We start from the raw sequence: 15,398 nt of genomic DNA on the forward strand, positions 1-15,398 counted from the left end.
TCAACACGCTCCTATACTATTAGCAGAATGTTCATATTGCACACTACTACTAGATTTTCCTTATGAGCCATATAGCAGTTATTGAAACCGCATCTGAGCCATATCGGTTAGTCAAAGAGATTAATGGCAAGTACTTTGAAATTGAAGGCGTTAAAGACTTATCCGAAGCTCTCGTACTGCGTTCACCTATCTTTCGAAAAGCTTATGAGGCTTCTGGAAATAAAGAGATAAAGGGTGAGTTAACTGCGCCAGTTGCAGTAGATACAGAAGTTTGGGGAGCGGGTGTTACCTATCAACGCTCACGGGATGCTAGAAAAGAAGAGAGTGATATCCCAGATGTCTACCAATTAGTTTATGAAGCAGATCGACCAGAGTTATTTTTTAAAGCCACCGCACGTAGGACAGTTGGCCATTTAGCAGAGGTGGGAATTAGAGCTGATGCATTGACCTCAGTGCCCGAGCCTGAGGTTGCAATTGTGATGAATAAGTTTGGTGAACTAATTGGAATGAGCATTTGTAATGATATGACCTCAAGAAATATTGAAGGGGAAAATCCCTTATATCTATCACAAGCGAAGATTTACTATGGATCTAATGCATTAGGTCCAATGATTCGCCCAATTTGGGAGATCGTTGACCAAGACAAATTAGATATCTACGCAAAGATTGAAAGAGCTGGTTCAGTTGTTTGGCAGGCAGAGACCTCACTTAAATCATTGAATCGTTCCTTTGATGACCTAATTGAGTATCTATTTCGCTGCCAGCATTTTCCAGTTGGGGTAATTCTCTCTACTGGTACTGGAATTGTGCCCCCCCTTGAAATTTCACTTATAGCAGGGGATTTAGTAACCATAACCGTTGATCAAATTGGGACATTAGTAAATAAAGTGGCAGTAACGCCAGAGGATATTAATGAGCGGATTAAATAATGAGTGAACATGTAGTTTGGACTCAATGGGATGACTTAAATGTTCCAAGTAAATTCAAGCGCTTATCACCGGCAACTACCCCTACTGAGGCTGGAGATTTTTCTGAGGTAACTTTTTATGTGCCAACATATCTGGGTGGACGCCCCGCACTTGAGTTAACTAAAAAAATGCCCAACTTAAAAGTTTTGCAGGTTCCAAACGCAGGCTATGACGATGCTCTTGAATTTTTACGTCCAGGAATTGCTTTGTGTAATGGCCGAGGAATTCATGATGATTCAACCGCTGAGTTAGCAGTTGGATTAACAATTGCCTCCCTACGTGGCTTTGCTACCTTTGTAAGAGATCAAGATAAGGGTGAGTGGGTAAATAAGAATTACGAATCAATAAATGATCGAAAGATCGGAATTGTCGGTTTTGGCTCAATTGGCTCCACAATCGCCAGAATGCTCTCCGGTTTTTCAGTTGAGATAGTGGCTTTTACTCAATCCGGCCGAGATAACACAAATGCAATTACTGATTTAGATAAACACCTACCAACTCTTGATGTAGTAATTTTAATTTTGCCGCTGACTAAAGAGAGTAAACACCTTTTCGATGCTCGTCGTCTTGCACTTATGAAGGATGGCGCGCTATTGGTAAATGTTGCCCGCGGTCCAATTGTGGATACTCAAGCTCTAATTAAAGAGCTTAACTCTGGCCGAATTACCGCGGGACTTGATGTCACTGATCCTGAGCCGCTGCCAAAAGATCACCCTTTATGGAAAGCAAAAGGAGTTTTGATCTCACCACATGTGGGAGGTAATTCATCAGCATTTGAAAAGCGTGCTCGAAAATTAATCGAATCTCAATTAAATTTATTAGTGCAAGGTAAGCCGCTTAATAATGTTATCGTGGCTGGTAATTAGGCCAATACTTTTTAATTTTGTCCCTTAAGAAATCTGCGCTCTGGTGCATCTGTTCCATGCCATCTACGCCATCTTCAATTGATATCCAACTATCAAAGCCAACATCTTTTAATGTCTTAAATATTGCGTCGTAATCATTAAGTCCTTTTCCTATTACGCCATGTTTGAAAAACGAAACGTATCCAGCACTCCCGCCCTCTGCCCTGCGTAGATCTTCAATAGTGCCGTTGGCAAGATAGCGATCAGAGGCGTGCATGGTTAAGACTTTATGTTTCACCTTCTCTAGTAGTTCCAACGGCTCTTCCCCCGCCGCAATTGCATTCGATGGATCAAAATTAACTCCAAAGTAGGGTGAATCAATTCGGCTGACTAGATCCACAAATACATCCATCATCTGAGCAAACTCAGGCTCAGTCCAAAAATCATCTTTATAGTGATTTTCGATAATTAAAATTACTCCTGCATCTTTTGCAACCGGAATACATTGATTGATGGAATCAACCACATAATTCATACCCTCCTCCCGTGTAATATCTTTTCGCCTTTGACCAGATAACACTCGACAGTATTTAGCACCCAGGGCTGCACTCATTTTTATTGCTTGAATCTCCTTCTCAATCTCTTTTTGGCGAAGTGATGGATCTGGAATGGTGAAATCAGGGGAGGCACACATCATAGGAATTACCATGCCAGTTTCCTCAACTGCAGATTTAATCTTTGGCCAATTACTTGGGTCTTTTAGATCAGCAAAGTTGTTATAAAATTCAAGGCCATCAACATTTAATTCATCAGCTAATTTAATCCACTCATAAATACTCATCTGTCCTGAAACTAATTGCTTAATAAATCCTTTGGGAAAGGCGGCTAACTTAGGCATTACTTTTCAGGATTTCTACCAATTATTGAGAACTGTTCCAACTCAACCACCGCTCCAGTAAATGGTTTGGATTCATCTCCTAGCCAGTAAATACAGGCAACAGCTAACTGTTCTGGCGTGCTCATAACACCAAATGGAATATTTTCTTTACCTAGTTTTTCTGGCCAGCCCACTGGCATACCTTTTTTAACCTGATCTACATACTCACGTTCAGTAAGTATCCAACCCGGATTAATTAAATTAAATCTCACCTTATCCACCCCATGGGCGTTTGCTAAGTTTCTAGTCATAGTTTGTAATCCAGCCTTGCCGATGCTGTAAGCAAGCAGAGATGATTCCCCACTGTAGGCATTAATTGAGCCAATATTTAAAACAGATCCTTGGCTTTTTTTCAGATATGGAAAAGCTGCTTGAATTAAAAATAGAGCTGATTGCAAATTAACCGTGATGGTTTTAGCAAATGCCTCTGGGGTTAATTGTGAAAGATTATTTCGCTCAATGATTGCTGCGTTATTAACCAAGCCGTCAACTTGACCAAAGGCTGAGATTGCATCATCAACAATTTTTTTTGGAGTATTTTTATCTGCGAGGTCTGCAATGCAAAGTGATGCACTTTTTCCCAATTGATCAACTACTTCCTGACCGCCACTCTTATCAATCCCATGAATTAATACCTTTGCCCCCTCAGCAACTGCTTTGATTGCAATAGCTTTTCCAATTCCAGAGGTGGCACCGGTAATGATTATTACCTTATCTTTTAAGCGCATGATTACTCCGGCCTAATTACTGATTTTAAAATCTCACCAGATTGCATCTTTTCAAATGCAGTTTTCCAATCTTTTATTGGAAATACTCCACCTAACACTGGCTTTAGATCTAACGAACCACTCTCCAGCAATCGAAGCACCCGCTCCCACATTGGCCAGTTATGTGAAAAACTTCCACGCAATGTCACATTTTTTGCAACCAAAGGATCCATTGAGAAATCAAGTGGCTGTGGCCCCCAGCCAACCTTTGAAATCCATCCATTTGGGCGGATTACTTCAAGAGCATTTTTTAAGGAAGCACTTACACCGGCGGCATCAACCACACCATCTGCACCCAAACCATCTGCCGCCATTGCCCATTCTTTGGCGTCACCAATAATTACCTCACAACCATAAGTTTTTGCAATATTTAATCGATTCCGATCCTTTTCTAAACCAACCAACGCCACCTCAGCGCCGGCAAGCCGCGCCATTGCAACACAGAGAACTCCAATTGGTCCCGGGCCATAAACCACAATTCGATCCCCTGGTCTAACAAAACCGGGCGCAATAGTTGCGCTGTACGCCACCGCACATGGCTCAGTCATAGCAGCGTATTCAAATGAGATATTTTCTGGAATCTTATGAAGTAATCGGGATGCAACCTTGGCATATCTAGTCATACCGCCGTTTACGCCATAACCAAAGCCTTTTCGTGTGGGATCTAAGTTGTACTTTCCCTCTCTACTAAGCGGTGATTCAGTATCAATTACCGCAGCAGTCTCAGTTACTACGCGATCACCAACCCTCCACTTACCTACTGATTTAACATTTTTCCCTAACTCTTTTATAACTCCACAAAACTCATGTCCTAAGACAACTGGGTAATTTACTGCCCAAGAATTAGTGCCATGCCACTGATGTAAATCGGAGCCACAAACACTTACCGCCTCTACCTGCATAATCACATCATCATCACCAAAGCTTGGGTAATCAATCTCTTGCAGCTCAACACTGCCTGGCTTGGAGGAGAAATTAACAACTCCGATTGATTTCATTTTTACCTCACTCTTGGTGTAATTGGGATATCACCATATGCATGAACCTTTTCACAAATTTTTCTAAGAACCTCTTCCACATTTCCAGCACCCCTTGAAAAAGAGTCAGCATCAATGGCAAGTGGTGCGCCAATTACTACCAATGGGGCGCCATATGAAGGGCAAGCAATTGCTTGTTCAAGTGATAAGCCACCAACTGCTTGCACTGGAATACCAACCGCATCGACTACGGCTTTTAATTGATCAAGTGGATTTGGTGCAACCTTGCCACTTGCAGCAATGCCGCGTCGCTCGTCATATCCAATATGGTGAATGATCATCTGGCAACCTAAATCTTCAAGTTGTCTTGCACCTGCAACCATATCGTCACAACCTAAGTTATCGCCCATCACAGTAATTCCGTAATCCGCGCCCGCTTTAACAACAACTTTAATTGTTTCAGGATGCGCTCTTGCCATAACCACAACATGAGTAGCGCCAGCCTTTGCCATCATTTCCGCCTCCAGATAGCCACCATCCATAGTTTTTAAATCCGCTACCACTGGGATATTTGGAAACTCTTTTCTAAGTGCGCGTACACCATGTAATCCTTCCGCCAATATAAATGGCGTGCCTGCTTCTAACCAATCAACACCAGCGCGCATCGCAGTGTGCGCCATCTCCATCGCCTCTTTGATATCGATTAAATCAAGTGAGACCTGCACAATTGGTTTCACCTACAACACTCCATACTTAGCAAAGGCCTCACTAGGTGGCATTCCTTCTTTGACAGCTTTTCTAAATAAACTCTCCCCAGAGTTTTTCTCCTCCACTCTGGCAATCACCTCATCAATTGCACCCTTTGGCACAATTACCACGCCATCAATATCACCAACAATTAAATCACCAGGATTAATTCTTACGCCATCAATAACCGCTGGCACATTATGTTCAACCACCTCATACCTAGAGTTAATATCAAGGGGGGAAGTTTGCACACCAAAAACTTTAAAACCTAAGGCCTGCATTCTGGTGGTGTCCCTTACCGGTCCATCAGTTAACGCACCTGCCACACCCTTATGTTTGCACGCGGTTGAAAGTAACTCACCCCAAAATGCTGCCGGATGATCACCACCATTATTTCGATTAGATGGTGTTACATAAACTTGATCTCTGCCAACTGCATCTAGTGCTTTAAGTAATCCCACATATGGCACATCAGGGGAAGCAAAAACCGCCTCAACTCTTACTGGAAACGCATACCCCATCATCACGCCATCACCTGAGATCATTTGAATATCAGATTTTAAAACTTGATTGCGCAATCCCATGTGGTCTAAACAATCAGAGGCTAAGGCTGCGGTGAAAATGGTGGAGAGTTTTTGCAGATCATAATTTTTGCTACTCACACCCCAAAGATTAGAGGCTGCACTGGTGATCCAACAGACCCTTAACCATTACTTGAGGCATTGGGCGTGGGAATTTATAACAATCAGATAAAGTGATGATTATTAAAGCATTGTTAGCATGCCTTTGTTGACTGCTTCTCATGCAGTAGTAAGGATTGGCTCAGGTTCGACGAATCTCGTTGTGCCATTCTATATAGAAAAGGAGAAATGAATGCGTAGAAGTTCATTTCGTCTTGTTGCAGCTGCAGCAGCTATTGCCCTTGCGGTAACTGGTTGTTCATCATCATCTGATGAAGCAGCGAATGAAGACACAGAGTTTGAAATCTTTACCTGGTGGGCATCTGGTGGCGAAGCTGCTGGCCTACAAGGAATGATTGACGTTTACTCAGCAGAGAATCCAAACACAGAGTTTATTAACGCTGCTGTTGCTGGTGGTGCTGGTGTAAACGCTAAGGCTGTACTACAAAGCCGTTTAGATGCTAATGAGCCACCAGATTCATTCCAAGCACACGCTGGTATGGAGCTTGATGGTTATGTAAGAGGCGGACAGTTAGAGGATCTAACCTCTTTGTACGCATCAGAGGGTTGGGACAAAATATTCCCATCTGATTTGATCAAAACTCTTACTGTTGACGGAAAAATTTATTCAGTCCCAGTAAACATTCACAGAGCAAATGTTCTTTGGTGGAATCCAGCAACTGCAACAAAAGCTGGCGTCACAAAAGCACCTGAGACTCTAGATGAGTTCTTTGCTGACCTTGAGAAGTTTAAGAAAGCTGGCGTAACTGGTCTAGCACTTGCAGGAAAGGGAGACTGGGCGATTGCTCACCTTCTTGACTGGATGCTTCTTGCATCAATGGGTGCAGATAAGTTTGAAGGTCTATACAACGGATCAACTTCTTGGACAGGCCCTGAGGTTGCTGCCGGACTTAAGAACTTCCAGAAGGCACTTTCTTATGGAAATAAGGGAGCAGGAAACCTTGATTGGCCAGATGCTGGAAAGTTAGTAACTTCCGGTAAAGCTGGATTCTTTATCATGGGTGACTGGGCTTCAGCACAGTGGCAATCAGATGGTCTAAAGCTTGGAACTGACTACACATTCGCAGCAGCTCCAGGAACTGTTGGTACATACCAATGGCTATCAGATTCATTCACACTTCCAGTTGGTGCACCACACCGCAACGCTGCAATTGCATGGTTGAAGGTTTGTGGATCACAAGCTGGACAGGATGCATTTAATCCAAAGAAGGGATCAATTTCAGCACGTACTGATGCTGATCTATCCAAATACGATGATTATCTAAAATCTGCTTCTGCTGATTGGTCAAAGGATCGCTTAGTCGGTTCAACTGTCCACGGCGTAATGGGAAATAACGCACTGATGGCTAAGTACAACGCAGCTGTTGGTAAGTACTTCTCAGGCGGATCAAAAGATAACGCCGGACTTGCTAAGGATCTTGCTGCAGCTTACGAAGCTGGCAAGGCTTAATAGCAATAAAGAAGTAAATAACTTTGGTGGGCAAGTTAATTGCCCACCAAAGTTTTCTAATTTAAGGCTAATTCGCTAGGCTCCACCAACTGCTAACTTTTAGGTCAGGGGAGGATTAGGTGGCTAAATCAAATACTAATCGCTACCCCCTTCGGACTCGTATCGGTGGTTTATTATTTGTACTACCCTCAATAATTACCGTATTAATTTTCGTCTACGGAATGATTATTTGGTCAATAAATGTCTCACTAACCGATCAAAACTCAGGTCGTGTCAAAGAAATTAAGTATGTTGGACTAAAAAATTACACCGATTTGATTAGTGATGACCGCTTCACGCACTCTTTGAGCAATCTAGTTAAATTCACAATAGTATTTATTTTAGGAACTTTGGTAACTGGTTTTATTATGGCCCTTTTACTTGAAAAAGGGATAAAGGGTGAGGGTTTCTTCCGCTCTTTTTACTTATACCCAATGGCAATCTCATTTATTGCGATGGGAACAGTGTTCAACTGGATACTTAACTCCGCCAGGGATGAAGAGGCGGGTGGTTTAAATCTTGCCTTACAGAAGATGGGTTTAGGCTTTTTACAAAATGATTGGTATGTATCAGAGCGAGGGGCAATGTATGCGATGGCACTTCCTGCCATCTGGCAGATGTCTGGTTATGTTCTAGCTCTTTTTCTAGCTGGTTTTCGCGGTATTCCAGATGATATGCGAGAGGCAGCTCGAGTTGATGGCGCCTCTGAATCACAGATATATCGCTACGTATTGTTCCCTCAATTAACACCCACATTATTGACGGTACTTATTATTTTAGGCCACATATCTTTGAAGGCATTTGATCTGATTATTGGCATTAATGGAAAGTCCTACGTAACTCAGGTAGTAGCGGTTTATATGTGGGAGGCAACCTTTGATGCCCGTGATTATGCCAAAGGAACTGCGATTGCAATTGTGTTGCTGGTCTTAATTGCAATAGTAGTGATCCCATATCTTCGATATAACAACAAGCAACAGGCGTACCGTCAATGAGTAAAGATATAGTCGATTTAATCACCACTAAGCATGGTGTGCGCAACTCAAAGCGCAAGCGAACCGGAAAAGAGAAGTTTTGGCTGATTTTCCGATACGTATCACTTACCTTTATTTGGTTCTTAATCGTAATGCCTATCTATGTGATGGTAATTAACTCACTAAAAGGTGTAAAAAATGTTTATTTGATCAACGCCTTTAAATTGCCAGAGAAATTGGATTTTTCAGCTTGGTCGGTGGCTTGGAGTGGAACTGATTACTTCCCACAATCAATATCGGAGTCAATGACAAGGACCTTATTGTTTGTAATTCAATCATCAATAATCTCGGCGGTGATTGGCTCAATTAATGGCTATGTTTTTGCCAAATGGAAATTTAAGGGATCAAACTTTATTTTTACACTATTCCTTTTTGGAATGTTTATTCCCTATCAGGCGATCATGATTCCGTTGGTAAGGGTGGCAACTGAGGTGGGCATAAACAAATCTATCTATGTCTTAGTCTTTGCGCACGTTATTTACGGAATTCCAATCTGTACGCTGATTTTCCGCAATTACTATGAAGCTATTCCAAATGAGTTAATTGAGGCTGGCCGGGTAGATAAAGCCTCGATGGTAAGAATTTATCGCTCAATTATTTTGCCACTATCAATACCAGCATTTGTGGTGGTCTTAATCTGGCAATTCACCTCAGCATGGAATGACTTCCTCTTTGCCATCTTCTTAACTGGCGGTTCTCCCAAGCTTTCTGTGGCAACTACAGCGCTTAATTTTATTACCGGCTCCTCAAATCAGGTTTATTACGGTGTAAATATGACCGCTTCATTAATCGTTTCACTACCAACACTTATTGTTTATATCTTCCTAGGACGTTACTTTCTACGAGGATTACTCTCTGGCTCCTTGAAAGGATAAGCATGGCGATCGCAGTTGAAGTATTTGATTCTAGATGCAATCAATTGGGTGAGGGTCCAACTGCCACTGGCAAAAATAACAATCAGGTTCAGTGGTGTGACATCTATGGCAAAGCGGTTAGGTCAAAGGATTTACTCACTGGACAAAGTAGTGAGTACCTTGCCGATGAACATATTGGCTTTCAAATTCCAAGAAGTGTGGGCGGTGATATTTTAGGAACCGCTAACGGTCCGGTGCTGCGAGATGCAGATGGAGTAATTCGCAAATTACCAACTCGGGCAGATGTAGATGGTGATAACTATGCAGGGGTAATTCGCTGGAATGATGCCAAAGTTTCACCAGATGGAGATCTCTTTCTTGGCTCAATGGCATATGAAAATCAAAGTGATCAGGGAGCGCTTTATCGTTTAAGCAAAGATGGCAAAAAGCTAACAAAGTTATTTGGTTCAGTTGGTATATCAAATGGTATGGATTGGTCAGTAGATAAAAGCAGAATGTTTTATATTGACACTTTAACGCTGCGGGTTGATCAATTTGATTATCTCAATGGTGAAATTTCAAATAGAAGGCCATTGGTACAGGTAACAGAGGGTATGGGATATCCAGATGGAATGTGCTCAGATGCGAACGATAATCTTTGGGTAGCATTTTGGTTAGGCTCTTGTGTCAGATGCTTTGATGGTAAAACTGGTAAGCAACTTGAGGAAATAAAATTACCCACTCAGAAAATTACCTCCTGTGTATTTGCGGGAGAAAAGCTTGATCAACTAATTATTACCTCAGCCGTTGGAAACCCAGGAGAACAGGTTGATTTAGATGCGTTTCCACAAGCAGGTATGACATTTATTGCCACCCCTGGGGTAGTGGGTAAAAAAACAAACTTATTTGGTGCCTAATTGGGCACAGACTTATTCACCTTTGGTGAGGCACTCTCTGTTTTTATCTCAAGTGATACTGATTCGGTAATGAGCGCAACCAAGTATGAACGGGTTACCGCAGGGGCTGAGGTAAATGTTGCAGTTGCACTTTCCAGATTGGGTTTAAAAGCTCAATTTTTCTCAAGATTTGGAAATGATCAATTGGGCTCAGTAATGCTGGCTGATATTGAGGCAGAGGGTGTTGATACCTCATTAGTTAAGCGAGTTGATTCTTTCACCGGTGCCATGGTGCGAAACTCTGGTAAATCCCAAGCAGTTGAGATAAGTTATTTAAGAAAAGGCTCAGCCGCATCCACCATTGAACCAGCAGATATTTTAGATTCCTACATATCATCCGCCAAGTGGTTGCACACCACTGGTATTACCTGTGCGATCTCACAAAGTGGTGAGAAAACTGTAAAGCATGCATTAAAGACAGCACGTGAATTAGGAGTTAAAGCTAGTTTTGATTTGAATATTAGGCGAAAACTTTGGAGTGAATCTCAAGCAAGTGCAACCTTGGCACCAATTGCAGAGAATGTTGAATTATTAATTGGTGGAGAAGATGAGTTCAAAGTCGTCTTTGGCGATAGTGATGCAAAGCGAGTACTTGCACAGATGAATAAACGTGGCTGTAAAATCGCGGTAATGACAAAAGGTGATCAGGTAATGCGTTACTCCATCGATGGTCAATATGATGAAATCACACCCCCAAAGGTGGTTGCAGTTGATCCAGTTGGTTCTGGAGATGCCTTTACCGGTGGCAGCATCGCTGGATTATTAAGTGGCTTAGCACCAAGTGATGCCCTCAAACAGGGAAGTATCTGTGGGGCGCTAGTTGCAAGTATGTTTGGGGACTGGACTGGCATGCCAACAGGTAGCGCTGGATTAATTTCAGATGAGTTATCAAAAAAGGTTTAGGGGTTAATTTTGAAGACAGTTGATTTCTTGCTCACAGAGAAGATGATGAGTTTGGTCAGGTGTAATTCTCAAAAAGAAGGTCAAGAGATGGCTGATGCTTTGGTGGCAGCAGGTGTTAAGGCAATTGAGATCACCCTAACTACCCCAGGTGCTTTAAAGATCATTAAATCTTTGGTGAAAAATAAGCAGCTATTAGTTGGTGCTGGGACTGTTAGAACCGTAAAAGATGTAAAAAAAGTGGCAGAGGTTGGCGCAAAATTTATTGTCTCTCCGGATACTAATGAGGATGTAATCCAAGCAACTAAGAAATTGAAATTGGCATCAATGCCAGGGGTTTCAACCCCTACTGAGGTCGGGATTGCAGTTGATGCTGGGGCTGATATTTTGAAATTATTTCCAGCATCAGTATTAGGTCCTGATCATTTAAAGTCGATCAGAGAGCCATTTCCAAATAATCGCTGGTGCCCAACTGCTGGGATTACTCTGGAATCAATTCCAAAGTGGTTTGCAGCTGGAGCGGATCTGGTTGGTTTAGGTGGGCCATTAACCAAAGACGGTGTAAGTGGGGTAAGTAGAAATGTTTTGGCTTTCCGCACTGCAATTGAGCAAGCTAGTAAGGTAGTTTATAAACATGAAGTTAGCCAATAAACATATCTTCGTAACAGGCGGCGCCAAGGGAATTGGTGAAGCAATTGTTAGGGATGCTGCCGCAGAGGGTGCCAAAGTTTCATTCATTGATATTGATGTAGCAGTAGGTGAAAAACTTGCTGCTGAATTAAGTGCAACAGGTAAGCAAGTGGCATTTGTAAAAGCAGATGTTGCCAGCTTTGAACAGTTAAAATCTGCATTTGAACAAGTCGTAGCAAAATTTGGGGATGTAACTGGCGTAGTTAATAACGCTGGGGTCAATTCACATGCAGACCCAGTAACTATGACTGATAAGCAATGGGATGATTTTTTTGCAATTGACATGAAGCCAGTCTGGTTAACTGCAAAGTTAGCCTTGCCTGCAATGCGAAAGGCAAAGAGTGGCTCGATTGTAAATATTTGTTCTATTCATGGCCGGCTTACTTATCCTGGATTTTTTCCTTACGGCGCAGCAAAATCTGCAGTTCTCGGCTTAACTAGAAACTTAGCCTTAGATGAAGGAAAGCATGAGATAAGAGTTAATGCAGTTTCACCTGGTTATATCCTCACCGATCTAACGAAGAATTACCTTAACGCTGAGGTGGGTAGAGCAGAGCGCGCAAACTCTATTCAACCACTTGGCAGAATTGGTCAACCAAGTGAGGTAGCAAAGGTTGTCACATTCTTACTCTCCGATAAATCTACATATGTAAGTGGTTCTGACTGGGCAGTTGATGGTGGATTAGGAGCAAGGTCAGCATGATATTAAAAGGGGAGCATTTATTTGTTACCGGCGGAGCAGCTGGAATTGGTGAGGCATTAGTAATTGGCGGCGCCAAAGAGGGCGCCAAAGTATCTTTTGTTGATATTGATGATGCGAAAGCCAATGCTTTGGTTGAAAAATTAACAAAAGAAGGGCATCAGGTCCAATATACAAAGGCAGATGTTTCCAAGTTTGAAACCTTTAAAACAGGTTATGACAAATTAGTTTCAACCTTTGGTCCAGTCACAGTTGCAGTATCTAATGCTGGCCGTAACTCATATGCCGATGCGGTTGAGTACAAAGATGAGGAGTGGAATGATTTTTTTGCTCTTGATCTTAAATCAAGTTGGTACCTCGCAAAGCTGTGCCTGCCTGACATGAGAGAAAAGAAGTACGGCTCAATTGTAAATATTTCATCAATTCATGGCCGAATGTCTAGACCAAATTTCTTCCCTTACTCTGCCGCTAAAGGTGGAATAATTGGATTGTCTAGAAACTTAGCACTAGATGAAGGAAAGTACGGAATTCGAGTGAATTCAGTATCACCTGGCACAACTGCAACTCCGCTTTTAAAAAGTTATATGGAGAAATTTCCTGATGAAAAAGCTCATGCACTATCAGTTGCTCCAAATGCCAGATTTGGTTCACCGGAGGAGATCGCAAATGTTATTTTATTTACCCTGTCAAAGGATGCATCTTTTATAACTGGAGCCGACTTGATGGTTGATGGCGCTTTACACGCCCGGTATGCATAAGCAATAAATGATCAAATCTAAACGTAGATTTCCCGATCTTCCGCATTTGGTCTCTTTGATTGATTGGAAGATTCCATCAATTCATAGAAATAGAACCAGGATTACTAGAGCTATGACGATTAGTGATTTAGCAAAAATTGCAAAAAAGAGAGTTCCAAAAGTGGTCTTTGATTATGTAGAAGGATCAGCCTTAGATGAGGTTAGCTACTCCCGATCTCAAGCAGCTTTTGATCGAGTTGAATTTACAGCTCACGCACTTCGGGATGTTTCAAAGATAGATCCATCAATTGAAATATTTGGTCAAAAAGTAGATCTTCCAATTCTATTTTCACCCACTGGCTACACCAGATTCATGTATCACGTTGGTGAACCAGCAGTTGCAAATGTAGCAGCAAAAAATAATTTAATTTATTCACTTTCCACTATGGGAACTACCTCACCTAAGGAATTAGCAGATCAGGTGCCCCAGGCACGTCGATGGTTTCAGCTTTATGTGATGCAAAATCGTAAAGATAGTTTGTCAGTTATTAAACAGGCAAAAGACTCTGGCTTTGAAGCATTAATTCTCACCGTCGATACGCCAGTCAGTGGCATTCGCATCCGAGATATGAAAAATGGTCTAACTATTCCGCCGCGAATAAGATTGAGCACAGTTTTTGCAATAGCAAGAAAACCTATTTGGTGGCTGAATTTGTTTACTACCAAAAAACTAGAGTTTGCAGCCTTTAGGGGTTGGAATAAGACACTTGTTGAGTTAGCAGCGGCAATATTTGATCCAGCGACTAAGTTCGAGGATCTTAAGTGGCTGCAATCGGTATGGGGTGGCCCAATTATTGTGAAAGGTGTTCAGAATTTAGAGGATGCAAAACGGCTTGCAAAAATGGGAGTAGATGGAATTATTCTTTCAAACCATGGTGGGAGGCAGTTAGAAAAAGGGCCAGTACCCCTTGAGTTACTACCAGAGGTAGTGAAAGCGATTGGTAAGAAAGCTGATGTTTATATCGACGGTGCTGTCCTATCAGGTCAAGATGCATATGCTGCAGTTGCAATGGGAGCGAAGGCTGTATTTATTGGACGTGCCTATCTATATGGAATTATGGCAGGAGGAGAATTAGGTGTTGAAAGAGTGATTGAGATTATGAAGCGAGATTTTATAAATACCATGGCGCTAACTGGAGCTAGAAATATTGCTGAGGTGCAAAAAACTGGCGCAAGGTTGCGTAACTCCTAGTTAAATACTCAAATCTGCGATCTCAGCAGCACTGATACCGCAGCAACCACCAATAATTTGGGCCCCGGCACCAACCCATTCACTTATTAATTGATCGCTAAACCCAGCAGAACCACTTCCTGTCCACACTTTATGTTTTGCATCCCAAACTCTGCCCGAGTTGGGATAGACAATAAAAGGTTTAGATGATGAAGCAGAGCGCAATAGATCTGTAATCAACTCGGGCCTAGTGCAATTAATACCCACCGCCATTGCCTCCTTTGCTAGATCAACCGCTGCTTGAAAGCTTTGCCCACCATTTGTTTGATTACCCTGCCTGCAGGAGTAGGAGATCCAAAATGGGATTGGGCAATCCTTTAATAGCTCTAATAAAATCTCAACTTCAAAGGTGTCTGGCATGGTTTCAAGTGCTAAGTAATCTGGTGAGGTTGAGATTAATAACTCAAGACGTCTGGAATGAAAATCTTTTAATACTGATTTACTAACACCGTAATTACCTTTGTACTCAGAGCCATCTGCAAGGGATGCTCCGTATGGACCAACCGATGCTGCCACCTTCACACTCTTGCCACTTTGAGTAGCTGCAACTTTTGCTAATTTGGTTGAGGTAATTAGAGCCTGATCAGTTTCTTGCTCACTCCAACCACGTGCACTACACCCAGGGTAGGAGAGTTGGTAGGAGGAGGTAATAATGATTTGCGCCCCAGCATTTATAAAATCTAAGTGCGCCTTGGTTATTTGCGCAGGATTTGATCTAATCAACTCACCTGTCCAAAGTGAGGTTGTTAATTTATTGCCATTATTTTCTAATGCTGTTGAGAGCCCTCCATCTAATTTAATCATG

General features: G+C 42.2%; 17 protein-coding genes. 11 read left to right on the forward strand and 6 right to left on the reverse strand.

What is annotated here, in order from left to right:
- Positions 1-62 precede the first annotated feature (62 nt).
- Entirely contained in the window at positions 63-929 is an 867-nt protein-coding gene (locus B1s21160_RS01645; RefSeq protein WP_095672138.1) for a fumarylacetoacetate hydrolase family protein, read from the forward strand.
- Positions 929-1,834 (forward strand): 2-hydroxyacid dehydrogenase, encoded by a 906-nt coding sequence (locus B1s21160_RS01650; RefSeq protein WP_095672139.1) that lies wholly within the window; start codon positions 929-931, stop codon positions 1,832-1,834. Before B1s21160_RS01645 ends, B1s21160_RS01650 begins: the two co-directional genes overlap by 1 nt.
- Here the strand turns inward: B1s21160_RS01650 and B1s21160_RS01655 are convergent.
- The 5 genes from B1s21160_RS01655 to B1s21160_RS01675 are packed head-to-tail and all read right to left on the reverse strand — an operon-like array spanning position 1,815 to position 5,903.
- A complete protein-coding gene (locus B1s21160_RS01655; protein ID WP_095672140.1) occupies positions 1,815-2,711 on the reverse strand; it encodes a sugar phosphate isomerase/epimerase family protein in 897 nt (298 codons plus the stop codon). The two genes, B1s21160_RS01650 and B1s21160_RS01655, sit on opposite strands and share 20 nt — an antisense overlap.
- Positions 2,711-3,478 carry an SDR family NAD(P)-dependent oxidoreductase gene (locus B1s21160_RS01660; protein ID WP_095672141.1) on the reverse strand — a complete coding sequence of 256 codons (768 nt, stop codon included), beginning with the start codon at positions 3,476-3,478 and terminating at the stop codon, positions 2,711-2,713. Before B1s21160_RS01660 ends, B1s21160_RS01655 begins: the two co-directional genes overlap by 1 nt.
- Before the next feature lie 2 nt (positions 3,479-3,480).
- On the reverse strand, positions 3,481-4,515 hold the full coding sequence (locus tag B1s21160_RS01665; protein ID WP_095672142.1) for a zinc-binding dehydrogenase: 1,035 nt from the start codon (positions 4,513-4,515) through the stop codon (positions 3,481-3,483).
- A gap of 2 nt (positions 4,516-4,517) precedes the next feature.
- The gene (locus B1s21160_RS01670; protein ID WP_095672143.1) at positions 4,518-5,231 is read right to left on the reverse strand and encodes an orotidine 5'-phosphate decarboxylase / HUMPS family protein; all 714 of its coding nucleotides are present in this window, start codon (positions 5,229-5,231) and stop codon (positions 4,518-4,520) included.
- Positions 5,232-5,903, reverse strand: coding sequence for an RraA family protein (locus tag B1s21160_RS01675; protein WP_095672144.1), 672 nt, complete (start codon positions 5,901-5,903; stop codon positions 5,232-5,234).
- 211 nt (positions 5,904-6,114) lie between these two features.
- Here B1s21160_RS01675 and B1s21160_RS01680 point away from each other — a divergent pair, with 211 nt between their 5' ends.
- From B1s21160_RS01680 to B1s21160_RS01720, 9 genes are all read left to right on the forward strand, one after another.
- Positions 6,115-7,392 (forward strand): ABC transporter substrate-binding protein, encoded by a 1,278-nt coding sequence (locus tag B1s21160_RS01680; protein WP_095672145.1) that lies wholly within the window; start codon positions 6,115-6,117, stop codon positions 7,390-7,392.
- A gap of 221 nt (positions 7,393-7,613) precedes the next feature.
- Positions 7,614-8,426 (forward strand): carbohydrate ABC transporter permease, encoded by an 813-nt coding sequence (locus B1s21160_RS01685; protein ID WP_190276969.1) that lies wholly within the window; start codon positions 7,614-7,616, stop codon positions 8,424-8,426.
- The gene (locus tag B1s21160_RS01690; RefSeq protein WP_095672147.1) at positions 8,423-9,340 is read left to right on the forward strand and encodes a carbohydrate ABC transporter permease; all 918 of its coding nucleotides are present in this window, start codon (positions 8,423-8,425) and stop codon (positions 9,338-9,340) included. Before B1s21160_RS01685 ends, B1s21160_RS01690 begins: the two co-directional genes overlap by 4 nt.
- Before the next feature lie 2 nt (positions 9,341-9,342).
- Positions 9,343-10,236 (forward strand): SMP-30/gluconolactonase/LRE family protein, encoded by an 894-nt coding sequence (locus tag B1s21160_RS01695; protein WP_095672148.1) that lies wholly within the window; start codon positions 9,343-9,345, stop codon positions 10,234-10,236.
- Entirely contained in the window at positions 10,237-11,178 is a 942-nt protein-coding gene (locus B1s21160_RS01700) for a sugar kinase (protein ID WP_095672149.1), read from the forward strand.
- A 9-nt stretch (positions 11,179-11,187) separates the two neighbouring features.
- Positions 11,188-11,826 carry a bifunctional 4-hydroxy-2-oxoglutarate aldolase/2-dehydro-3-deoxy-phosphogluconate aldolase gene (locus B1s21160_RS01705; protein ID WP_095672150.1) on the forward strand — a complete coding sequence of 213 codons (639 nt, stop codon included), beginning with the start codon at positions 11,188-11,190 and terminating at the stop codon, positions 11,824-11,826.
- The gene (locus B1s21160_RS01710) at positions 11,810-12,568 is read left to right on the forward strand and encodes an SDR family NAD(P)-dependent oxidoreductase (protein WP_095672151.1); all 759 of its coding nucleotides are present in this window, start codon (positions 11,810-11,812) and stop codon (positions 12,566-12,568) included. Before B1s21160_RS01705 ends, B1s21160_RS01710 begins: the two co-directional genes overlap by 17 nt.
- Positions 12,565-13,323, forward strand: a complete 759-nt coding sequence (locus B1s21160_RS01715) for an SDR family NAD(P)-dependent oxidoreductase (RefSeq protein WP_095672152.1) — start codon at positions 12,565-12,567, stop codon at positions 13,321-13,323. Before B1s21160_RS01710 ends, B1s21160_RS01715 begins: the two co-directional genes overlap by 4 nt.
- Before the next feature lie 7 nt (positions 13,324-13,330).
- On the forward strand, positions 13,331-14,554 hold the full coding sequence (locus B1s21160_RS01720; RefSeq protein ID WP_095672153.1) for an alpha-hydroxy acid oxidase: 1,224 nt from the start codon (positions 13,331-13,333) through the stop codon (positions 14,552-14,554).
- Here the strand turns inward: B1s21160_RS01720 and mmuM are convergent, their stop codons facing one another.
- Positions 14,555-15,397 carry a homocysteine S-methyltransferase gene (mmuM, locus tag B1s21160_RS01725; RefSeq protein ID WP_095672154.1) on the reverse strand — a complete coding sequence of 281 codons (843 nt, stop codon included), beginning with the start codon at positions 15,395-15,397 and terminating at the stop codon, positions 14,555-14,557. It abuts the gene before it with no gap.
- Position 15,398: the final 1 nt, after the last annotated feature.

It is taken from the genome of Candidatus Nanopelagicus hibericus (assembly GCF_002288005.1).
Taxonomy (GTDB): Bacteria; Actinomycetota; Actinomycetes; order Nanopelagicales; family Nanopelagicaceae; genus Nanopelagicus; species Nanopelagicus hibericus.